Origin of the sequence: Amycolatopsis sp. NPDC004625, from assembly GCF_040609695.1 — a bacterium.
Lineage (GTDB): Bacteria > Actinomycetota > Actinomycetes > Mycobacteriales > Pseudonocardiaceae > Amycolatopsis.
On sequence record NZ_JBEXKX010000079.1, the window covers coordinates 18,485 to 28,879 of the forward strand.

Annotated in this window: 5 protein-coding genes; 4 read left to right on the forward strand and 1 reads right to left on the reverse strand. The window is 70.6% G+C overall.

Annotated features, from left to right (window positions below; all coding sequences use genetic code 11):
- Positions 1-2: 2 nt before the first annotated feature.
- Positions 3-4,607, reverse strand: a complete 4,605-nt coding sequence (locus tag ABZW17_RS43940; RefSeq protein WP_354828072.1) for a DUF6531 domain-containing protein — start codon at positions 4,605-4,607, stop codon at positions 3-5.
- A 418-nt stretch (positions 4,608-5,025) separates the two neighbouring features.
- Between ABZW17_RS43940 and ABZW17_RS43945 the strand changes: the two genes are divergently transcribed.
- From ABZW17_RS43945 to ABZW17_RS43960, 4 genes are all read left to right on the forward strand, one after another.
- On the forward strand, positions 5,026-7,188 hold the full coding sequence (locus tag ABZW17_RS43945) for a SpoIIE family protein phosphatase (RefSeq protein WP_354828075.1): 2,163 nt from the start codon (positions 5,026-5,028) through the stop codon (positions 7,186-7,188).
- Positions 7,189-7,991: 803 nt separating this feature from the next.
- Entirely contained in the window at positions 7,992-8,780 is a 789-nt protein-coding gene (locus ABZW17_RS43950) for a recombinase family protein (RefSeq protein ID WP_354828078.1), read from the forward strand.
- 346 nt (positions 8,781-9,126) lie between these two features.
- Positions 9,127-9,300 carry a helix-turn-helix domain-containing protein gene (locus ABZW17_RS43955; protein WP_354828081.1) on the forward strand — a complete coding sequence of 58 codons (174 nt, stop codon included), beginning with the start codon at positions 9,127-9,129 and terminating at the stop codon, positions 9,298-9,300.
- 160 nt (positions 9,301-9,460) lie between these two features.
- A complete protein-coding gene (locus ABZW17_RS43960) occupies positions 9,461-9,715 on the forward strand; it encodes a hypothetical protein (protein WP_354828084.1) in 255 nt (84 codons plus the stop codon).
- Positions 9,716-10,395 lie beyond the last annotated feature (680 nt).

The following is a 10,395-nucleotide window of genomic DNA, read 5'->3' on the forward strand; positions in this document are numbered from 1 at the left end:
TGCTACTTCGGCGCGCGGTACGGGCGCTCGTAGTCGGTCCGGTCGTGGAACTTGGTGATGTCCCCCTTGCCGTCCTGCTTGAGGCGCGGGTACTCGGTCAGGTCGAACACGTTGTTGTCGCGCCGGTGCGGGTAGATGTCGTGGCCCTTGCCCGGGTAGCTGGGGAAGACCACGTGCGTCTTGCCGGCCTGGGCGTTCTTGGCGAAGGTGTCGGACACGTAGTCCCACTTCTCCTGGACCAGCGGCGCCCTCGGGTCCTTGGGGTCCTTGATCCAGCCGGGCATCTTGATGTTGTTGTCCTTGAGGGTGCCTTCGAGGGTGTTGCCGCCGTGCTTCTTCGCGATCTCGGTGGCCTTGTCCTCGAGCGACCCGAGGTAGGGGTCCGTGTCCGGGTTCTTCATCTTCCCGGGCACCCGCTGCTTGTGACCACCGGACCAGAAGAAGGTCTTGTCGGCCTTGAGGATCTTGTCGAGTTCCGGCTTGAACTTCTCGAACTCTTCCTTGGTCATGTTGTCGACGCGGATGGGGTGCCGCGGGCTCCGCCGCGTCGGCTGGGTCAGCTGCTTCTTCTTGTTCCGGTCGCGCAGCCGCTTAGCGCGGTCCTTCATCCGGCCCTTGAAACACCGCTGGGGAGCGAGGCCGAGCGGGTCGCTCTCGAGCAGCGGCTGGTCGACGTAGCCGACCGGGTTGGGCGCCGCCGCGAGGCCCAGCGGGTCCTGGCTGAGGTAGCGCGTGGTCCGCGGGTCGTAGTACCGGAAGACGTTGTAGTGCAAGCCGGTCTCTTCGTCGCGGGTCTGCCCGGGGAACGCCAGCGGCATCGCCGCGACGTCGGCGCCGGCCGCCGGCACGCCCCAGAAACTGCTGCGGTCCTGCCAGACCAGCGTCCCGCGCTCGTCGAGCAGCTCGGTCGGCGTCCCCGCGGGCGAGGTGATCACCACCCGGAACCGGGCCTCCTCGACGACGCCGGTGTGCTCGACCTGCACGACGGGACGATCGTCGCCGAAGCGCTCCCACGTCAGGAAGCGGTAGGACCCGTCCGCCGGGCGGTACTCCACCTGCTCGACGAGGTTCAGCTCGCTCCACAGGAACCGCACGTCCAGGGCGAGCTCGGGCTCACCGTCCGGGCCGCTCAGCCAGCAGCGCTTGGCGAACCGCCGTCCGATCGGGTCGTAGTGGTAGGTCCAGAGCGCGCCGTCGGGCGTGCGCGCGGAGCGCAGCCGGTCGAGGTGGTCCCACGTGTAGCTGCACGCCCGGTCGCCGTGGCGCCAGCCGGTGACGCGGCCGTGGGCGTCGCCGCCGAAGCGGATGTCGCCGATGCCGGCGAGCCGGTTGCGCTCGTAGCCGCGCGGGCCCGGGGGCGACGGGGCCGTCGCCGTGGTGATGTTGCCGGCGACGTCACGGGTGAACCGTTCCGCTGCGTCCGGCCCGTGGGCCTCGCTGACCCGGCCGGCCGCGTCGTAGGAGAGCTGCCACGGCCGGATCGCGTCGTCGACGCCCGCGAGCCTGCCGTCCGGGCGGTAGCGGTAGGTCCGCCGCCCGACCCCGGCGACGTCCTCCTCGGCGAGCCGGTCCTCCTCGTCGAACCGCCGCCGGAGCACCACCTCGCCGTCGACGCTGCGGACGACCTCCCGCTGGGCGTCGTCGTAGCCGAATTCGACGTCGTGGCCGGCGATCCGCAGCGATCGCGGCTGTCCCGAACCGGTGAACCGCCACTCACTGTCCACACCGGACGAAGTCCGCCGGACGACGGCGTCGCCTTCGTCGCGCCAGCACACGCCGAGCCCGTTGATCGTGTCGGCGACGACCCGGTCGCCGCCGTCGCGGCGGATCTCCACCCGCGACTCGGCGTTCTCGGCGACGACCAGCCGGCCGAGCGCGTCGTAGCCATAGCTCGTGACGTCGTCGGGGGTCCGCCGCGCCACGACGTTGCCCTCGAGGTCGTAGTCGTACTCGACCACCCGGTCGGCGCCGGTGGACATGCGCCGCAGCCGGCCCGCCGCGTCGTGGGTGTAGGTGGTCCGCCGCTCGTCGAAGTCGGTCTCCTCGACGAGCCGTCCGGCGGCGTCGAAGACGTAGTGCCAGGTCAGGCCAGCCGGGTTGGTCACCGACGTGAGCCGCAGCTCGCCGTCGTAGGTGAACACCGTGCGCCCGCCCGCGGCGTCGGTCTCCTCCAGCACCAGGCCGAACGGGCCGTGCTTGCGGCGCCGCGCGGCACCGGCCGCGTCGCGGTATTCGACGACGTTGCCTTCCGCGTCGTGCACCCACGTCTCGCGGCCACCCTGCGGGCCGAGCCGCCAGGCGCGACGGCCGTCGGCGGTCCAGCCGAGCCGCGCGGCCGCGCCGGACGCGGTGTGCGCGAGGCGCGGGCGGCCGTACACGTCGCGGTCGCCGGGACGGGCCGCCCGGTCGGTCACCGGAGCGTCCTCGAACGGGTCGGCCGGCTCCAGGACATCCACCGGCAGCCCGTTGCCGAGCAGCGTGGTGGCCGGGTCGAAGTCGAACACCAGGCGCTCGATCTCCTCGTCGCTTTCCCCGGCCTGGAGCCACACTGCGCCGTCTTCGCCCGGGGTCAGCCGCACCTCGGGCGCGCCGGGTCGGTGGACGGCCACCAGCCCGTTGTCGTCGTACTCGTACCGGGTTTCGCGGCCCAGTTCGTCCACTTGGGACAGCAGTTCGTCCCGCCGGTTCCAGTCGTAGCGCCGGGAGCCGCCGAGCGGGTCGACGCGCTCGATCAGCTGACCGGCCGCGTTCAGGCGGTAGGTCCAGGTGTGGCCGAGGGCGTCGGTGTGCCGGGTCGCGCCGGGTTCGTAGGTGAAGGCCGCGTTGTAGAAGCCGTTCGCGCCCACCGCACGCACGCAGCGGCCCGCATTGTCGTAGACGTAGCGGTACCAGGTGCCGACCCGGTCCTGCCAGCCGACGAGCCGGTGGTCGAAGTCGTAGTCGAGCGCCATCGAGCGGCCCGCGAAGTCCGTCACCGCGCTCAGCTGGGTGTGCCGGTTGTACGAGAACCGCACCACCGGCGGCTGCCCCGGCGCCCCCAGCGCGACGATCCGCCCCCGCGCGGTGCTGACCAGCAGCTCGACGCCCCCTGGCCGGCGAAGCCGGGTGGGCGAACCGTCGGCGGCGTAGTCGATTTCGGTGCGCTCGCCGCCCTGCTCGATGGCCGTGACCGGCAGCACGCCGCCGGTGCCGGAGAACTGCAGTTCACGATCACCGGCCGCGAGCCGGAAACCTCCCGGCACGCGGCGCAGCCGGTACCGCGGCCCCTGGGCCGGCAGCACGGGCTCGTCGCCCGGGACGGGGAAGTCCAGCACCATGCCGTCCTCGGCGTGGAACCGGACCCGGTTCGCGTCGAACTCCAGCCGCTGGTCCCAAGTGGACGTCCACGACGGACCGAACCACCGCCCGGCCCGGTAGGCCGACAGGTGCGTCCGGGAGATTTCCAGGTCCGCGGCTTCGCCGGGCAGGGTGACGTCGACCTGGGTCATCACGACCTCGCCCGTCGCGACGTCGATCGGGTCACCGCAGTAGTTCTTCGAGTCGTCGGGCGTCGAACGGTCGGCCTTGTCCTTCTTCGCGGTGTCGTTGCGGCCGCCCTTGCCCGGCTTGCCGCCGCCGCTTCCGGCGCCGCTGCTGTTCGTCTGGTCGCCGTCGTTCTTGGGGCCGTTCTTGTCGGGGCCGTTGTCACCGCCCTTGTGACCGTCGCCGCCGCCTTTGGCGCCGTCGCCGTGGCCCGCGCTCGACGCCGACGTGCTGTCGTCGTGGGGTTTGTCCTTCTTGGGCTCGGGCCCGCCGTCCCCCTTCTTGCCGCCGCCCTTGATGTCCTTGGGAGCCTTCGGGACGTCCGCCTTGCCGGGCTTGATCTTGCGCAGCGCCTTGGCGGCGTCGTCGAACAGCGTCCCGGCCTTCTTGAGCAGCGGGACGAGGGCCTTGAGCGCCTTGACCAGCCGCTTGGTGAGGTCGGCGATCTTCGAGGCGGTCTTGGCGACCGCGGCCACGACCTGCGGCACCACCCAGGTCAGGCCGATGCCGAGGGTGAACACGACCTGCAGGGCCCAGCTGATCAGGTGGCCGACGAGCTCGGCGATGATGTCGCGGACGAGCATCCGCACGGCGGCGACGACCTCACCGGCCGTCTTGACCCCGCTGGAGGCGCCTTCGCAGCCCTTCTGGGCGGCGGTGAGGATGTCGACGGTGTCGGTGGCCCGCCGGCGGTACTGGTCGGCGGCGTTCCCGCTCCACGACTGCAGGTCGGCCTTGACCATGTCGCCCAGGTCCTGGCCGACGGCCCCGAGCTCCTTGGCGACGTTGGCCCACGTCTGGGACTGGGCCTTGATCTCGTCGGCGTCCCCGGTCAGGGCGTCGAGCGCCGCGGAAAGCGGCCCGACGTGCTCCAGCAGCCACCCGACCCCGGCCGCCAGGATCGCCCCGAAGGGGTCCAGGGCCATGGACAGCGTGTCGAGCGCGACCCCGACGGCGCCCATCGCCACCGAGGCCCAGTCGCCCTTCTCGATGCCCTCTTTGAGGTCGTTCGCGGACTCCAGCAGCGGCACCCCGGAAACGGCCGTGGTGGAGTCTTCGCGCTGAGCTACCAGCGGGTTCGCCATGGCATCCGATCCTTCTCACGGTTCGCTCGATCACCGCCGGAACCACCGGCGCCCACCGCGGCGACGTCGCGCACAGCGGGTGCTGCCGGCGACTGCTCGTGACCGGGTGCCGTCGATCCCCCCACCAGGGTGACCTTAGCGAGTCCGCCGGGCCAATCGGGGGTGAACAACAGCGGAACTGCGCGGAAGGACCGCCGGAAGAGCCCGTTCGCACCAGCGATGCCCAGCGGCCGCCGGGTGGCCGTGCGCCGGGTTGTCCGCTCACGCCGCAGGGCGGTGGCGCGGCGGGTACGCTCAGCCGACGGGCGATCCGGGTCCTCACCCGTGGCCCGGTCGCCGGTGAAGCTTGAGCCCACAGGTTTCCGTCAGGCACGCAGTCGAGCGCGCACGACCGTGGCCCCCGGACGGAAGCAGGCCGATGACCCCGACCGATGACGCGGACGCCGATCTCCGCACCCTCTTCGGACACTCCACCGCCGTCTTCGCGTCCCTGCACGGCCCCGAACACCAGCTCGAAGTGGCCAACGCCGCCTTCTTCGCCGCCATCGGGCGCAGCGCCGGCACACCGCCGGGGACCGCGCTGGGCCGGCTGATGCCCGAGCTGGCCCGCCAAGGCTTCCTCGGGCACCTCGACCACGTCTACCGGACCGGCGAGACCTTCGTCGGCCGCGACGCGCGTGTGCTGCTCGGCGAAGGGGCCGACGCCCGCGAAGCGTTCTTCGACTTCACCTACGAACCACGGCGTGACGGCAGCGGCGACGTGCTCGGCGTGCGCGTGCTCGGCGTCGAAACCACGCAGGTCAAGCAGGCCCAGCGGCTCACCGCCGAGCACCGGGTCCTGCTCGAGCAGATCGCCCGCGAAGCTCCCCTGGAGCAGGTGCTCGACGGCATGGCCCGCGCGATCGAAGACCTGAGCCCCGACGTCCTGGTCTCCGTGCTGCTGGCCGACGCGGACGGCCGGCACCTGCGCCACGGCGCCGCGCCGAGCCTGCCCGCTTTCTACAACGAGGCCATCGACGGGATCGCCACCGGCGAGGGGGTCGGCTCGTGCGGCACGGCCGCGCACCGGCGCAGCCCGGTGATCGTGACCGACATCGGCCACGATCCCTTCTGGGCCGATTTCCGCGACCTCGCCACCCGGGCCGGGCTCGCGGCCTGCTGGTCGACCCCGATCCTCGCCCGTGACGGCCGGCTGCTGGGCACCTTCGCGATGTACCACCGCGCGCCCCGCTCCCCCCAGGACGCCGACCTCGCCCTCGCGCGGCTGTTCACCGACACCGCCGCACTGGCGATCGAACGCCACCAGATCGAACAGGCCCGCCAGGCCGCCGAGGCCAAGGAGCAGGTGGCCCGCAACGACCTCGCGTTCCTGCTCAAGGCCAGCACCGTGCTGGCCGACCAGCTCGACCACGTGCAGACGCTGCAGGGCCTGGCCGACCTGCTGGCCCCGGTCGTCGCCCCGCTCTGCACGGTCGACATCGTCGAGGACGGCCGCCTGCGGCGCGTGGCGTGCGCGGCCGACACCCCGCGCCACGCCGCGCTGCTCGCCGAAGCACCGGTGGCGACCGTCGAGGACGTGCTGGTCTCCGGCCGGACCGAGATCGTCCCCGCGCCGCCGGGCGACGGGGACACCTGGGCGCGGCTGGGCGTCACCGCGCACCTGTGCGTGCCGCTGACCGAACGCAACCAGACCTTCGGGGCCGTCACCCTCTTCCGGACGGACGGATCGCCCTTCGACGAGCGCGCCGTGTCCCTGGCCGAAGAAGTCGCCCGGCGCGGCGCCTCGGCGGCCCGCAACGCACGGCAGTACCAGCAGCGCGTGACGCTCGCACGCGACCTGCAGGCCGGCCTGCTCATGCCCGACCCGCCCGAAATCCCCGGCGCCGACCTCGCCACCTTCTACCACCCGGCGGGCGAAGGCCTCGAAATCGGCGGCGACTTCTACGACGTGTTCCCCCTGGACGAAACAACCTGGGCGTTCCTGCTCGGCGACGTCTGCGGCCGCGGTCCCGCCGCCGCCACCACGACGGCGCTGGTCCGGCACACCGCCCGCGCGGTCGCCCCACTGCTGCGCGACCCGGTAGCCATCGTCCGGGCCATCGACACTGCGCTGGGCAACCGCCCGCACGCCCACGGTTCGGACTTCGTGACCCTCATCCACGGACACCTCACCCCGACGGCGGCCGGGCTCGAGATCACCCTCGTCCGCGCGGGGCACAACCACCCCCTGCTGCTCGACGACACCCACCAGGTGCACGAGCTGCACATCCCAGGCTGCCTGCTCGGAATGATCCCCGAACCACGGCTGCAGGCCCGCCGATTCCTCCTCAAGCCAGGCGAAAGCCTCATCATGCTGACCGACGGCATCCTCGAAGCCCGCAACACCACCCGCGAGGAGTTCGGCGAGCAACGCCTGGCCGAGGCCGTCGCCGCGGCACCGGAGAACCCGGGCGCGTGGGCCGTGCTCACTGCAATCACCGAAGCGGTAAGCAAGTTCGCCCTGCCCGGCGCCGCCCCGGACGACCAGGCAGTGCTCGTAGTCACCGCCGACGGATCCCCGGCACGGCCGTTTCCCGGGTGAGCGGACCGGGTAGCAACCCCGGCGGCTGCCCTTCCGTGCCGGCGCGGCAACGGGCGTTGGACCAACCATGAAACGCTGCTGAACTCGGATGACGTCGGCGCCGGCCACGTCGTGCGGTTCAACCGGGCAGCGCCGGATCGCGTTGTTCGGTCGCGGCGATTGTTTCTATCGAGGCGTTCACGCAGGACGCAGTTGATGCGCCGGTCCCGCGCGGCCGGCGGACTGCCCGGCATTGCCAAGCTCGAGCGGAATCGGGCAGCCATCAAGCACACTTACCTGTCAGAGGGCCTGGTGGGGTGCGAGATCCGCACCAGGAAGATGCAGGGTGCGGCGATCCGGAAAAGCGTCTACTACCGGTGCGTCGCGCGGACGATGGCGCCAGGATCGGCGGCGCTAGCCGATCACCCGAAGGCGGTGAATCTGCGCGAGGACATCGTAGTCTCGCCGATCAACGAGTGGTTGTGTCAGGTCTCGCAACCAGTACGGCCTGACCTTCACGTTGTTCGTCCACTACAGCGTCGGACTGTGGGTGCCCGAGGTCGGCGGCGCGATCGAGCCGGAGTCCGAAGCCCACGATCTCGTCATGTCCGTCTTCGGCGGCATGAGTAAAGGCGAATAAAACCGCATCAAGATCCGCGTCCGCGCCGCCATGGCCGCCCAAGCCTCCGTCGAAGGCCGCTACCTTGGCGGCCGACCCCCTACGGCTACCAGCTCGCCGACGGCGGACCGCGCCCCAACCCGGCCAAGCCGCTGAAGGCAAACGGTTGCATCGGCCCGAACCCGACCCCGCCACCGCACCAGTGGTGCAGCGCATCTACGCCGAGTACATCGCCGGCCGAGGGAAATTCGCCATCGCCGAGGCCCTCACCTGCGACGGCATACTCTCCCCCTCAAGCAACGACCCCACCCGCAACCGCCACCGCACCGGCATCGCCTGGGCCAAAGGCGCGGTCGCCGTCATCCTCACCAACCCCCGATACACCGGCCGCCAGGTCTGGAACAAGCAGCGCAAAGACGAAGTCCTCATCGACGTCGAAGACGTCGGGCTCGGCCACGAAACCAAGCTGCGCTGGAACACCCGCGACAAGTGGATCTTCTCCGAGCAGATCGTCCGCGAGCCGATCATCGACGTCGCGACCTTCCAGCGCGCCCAGGAGATCGCCGCAGCCAAGGGGGTAGGCCGCAAGACCCGCGAACGCAACCGCACCCAGCACCGCTACGTCCTGCGCGGCCTGCTGCACTGCGGGATCTGCGGCCGCCGCATGCAAGGCCAGAAAAGCCGTGAGCAGTTGTTCTACCGCTGCCGCTATCCCAACGAGTACGGGCTGGCCAACAAGACCGAACACCCCGCAACGTCTATCTCGTCGAGGGAGACCTCATGGGACAGCTCGACAGCTGGCTCAACACCTGCTTCGCGCCGCACCGACTCGCCGACACGATCGAGGAATGCGACCGAGCTCTCGGACGCCACCGCGCAGCACTCGAAGCCGGCGCCGACGCGGCTCTGGTCGCCGAGTGGATCGCCGAAACCCAAGCCCGCCGCGCCGAAGTCAAGGCGCGCATCGTCGCGCGGCCCCAGCAGCAGCGGCTGAGCAAGGACCAGATCGCCGACCTTATCGAGCGGCTCGGAGACATCCGGAAGGTGCTGGCCATTGCCGACACCGAACGCAAAGCGAAGTTCTACCAGCAGCTCCAGCAGTACGTGACCGACCACCCGGTAGACGACAAAACGGATCGAGACAAGTCTCGATCCGTACGGTTGGGGTTATGGGCAGTGTCCGAGGACCGAGTTGATCTACAACCCCACACTGAAGTTCGCCACTGACCTGCAGCTTGAGTGACCCGCCTCCACTCGGGAAATTTCCCACTTCCGCGTGCTCAAAGGGGACTTGGTCTCCAGTGGTTGTTGCAATGGGCGGCAACTGATGGGCTGTCACCGTGGCAGGAACACTTCTCCCACCGGAGGAACGACAGAAAATCCAGCACGTCCTGGACGCCGGACTGACCCAGACCGCGATCGCGGCCGTCCTCGGCAGGTCACCCCCGCCACACTGGGCCGCGAAGCCCGCCGCGGTGGCGACCCCCGATCCTCACGACCCGGAACAACCATGATGGGCCGGCCCCGCCGCCCGCGCCCAGCGACTGGCCCGTCAGCGGGCAGCCCGACCCAAACCACACAAGCTGACCGGAGCCCTGGCAACAGTGGTCACCGGCCTGCTGCAAGCGGACTGATCACCGGCATGCTGCCGAGAATGTCCCTCACGACGAGGCGATGCAGGTAAGCCACGAAACCATCTACCAGTCCTTATTCAGTCAAGGCCGCGGCCAGCTACGCCGCGAACTGGCCGAACACCTGCGCACCGGCCGCACCCAGCGCCGGACCCGCACCACCACGGCCGGGCGCCGCAAAGGCCGGCTCGCCGGCATGGTCCCTATCAGCGCCCGCCCCGCCGCGGCCGAGGACCGGGCCTGCCCGGGCAGTGAGAAGGCGACCTGCTACTGGGCGATGCCGGGCAGGGCGCGGTGATCACTCTGATGGAGCGAGCCACCCGGTTCGTGCTGCTGGCGCCCCTGCCCGAGATTCACGCCGCGTTGCCAGTGCGGGAACCCTCGCCGGGATGATCGCGGGGCAGCCCGCGGCGCTGAAACGGCCACTGACATGGGGATCAGGGCAACGAAATGGCCCAGCACGCCCAGTTCACCCTCGACACCGGCCTGCAGGTCTACTTCTGCGACCCCACAGTCCCTGGCAGCACGGGAGCAACGAAAACACCAACGGCCTGCTGCGTCAGTACTGGCCTAAAGGCGCTGACCTGCGTCACCTCGCCCAAGCGACTGCGACGCGATCGCTGGGCGCCTCAACACCCGCCCGCGAGCCACTCTCGACTGGCACACTCCAGCACAAGCACTCAACACCGCAGCACTTGCAACAACCAGTTGAGACCAAGCCCCATTCGCGCGCCCAATCTGGGAGACGAACCCGCGCGCGTAATGAACCGGTGGTCTGGCGAAGGTTTCGATGGAGCTGGAAAAGGTTGTGCCCGGCGCAGTGGATCACCAGACTTTCGAGCGTGAGAATTCTTCGTAACAGCCTCGTGGGGGGGGGGGGGGGGGGGCGCCCCCCCCCCCCCCCCGGGGGGCGCCCCGCCGGGCCCGCCCCCGCGGCCGGCCCCCCCAGGGGGGGGGGCGCACAAAATGTATTGAACC

Excerpts from the sequence above, each read along its gene's own strand:
- ABZW17_RS43940 (WP_354828072.1), bottom strand. The coding sequence starts at position 4,607 with ATGGCGAACCCGCTGGTAGCTCAGCGCGAAGACTCCACCACGGCCGTT.
- ABZW17_RS43945 (WP_354828075.1), top strand. The coding sequence starts at position 5,026 with ATGACCCCGACCGATGACGCGGACGCCGATCTCCGCACCCTCTTCGGA.
- ABZW17_RS43960 (WP_354828084.1), top strand. The coding sequence starts at position 9,461 with ATGCAGGTAAGCCACGAAACCATCTACCAGTCCTTATTCAGTCAAGGC.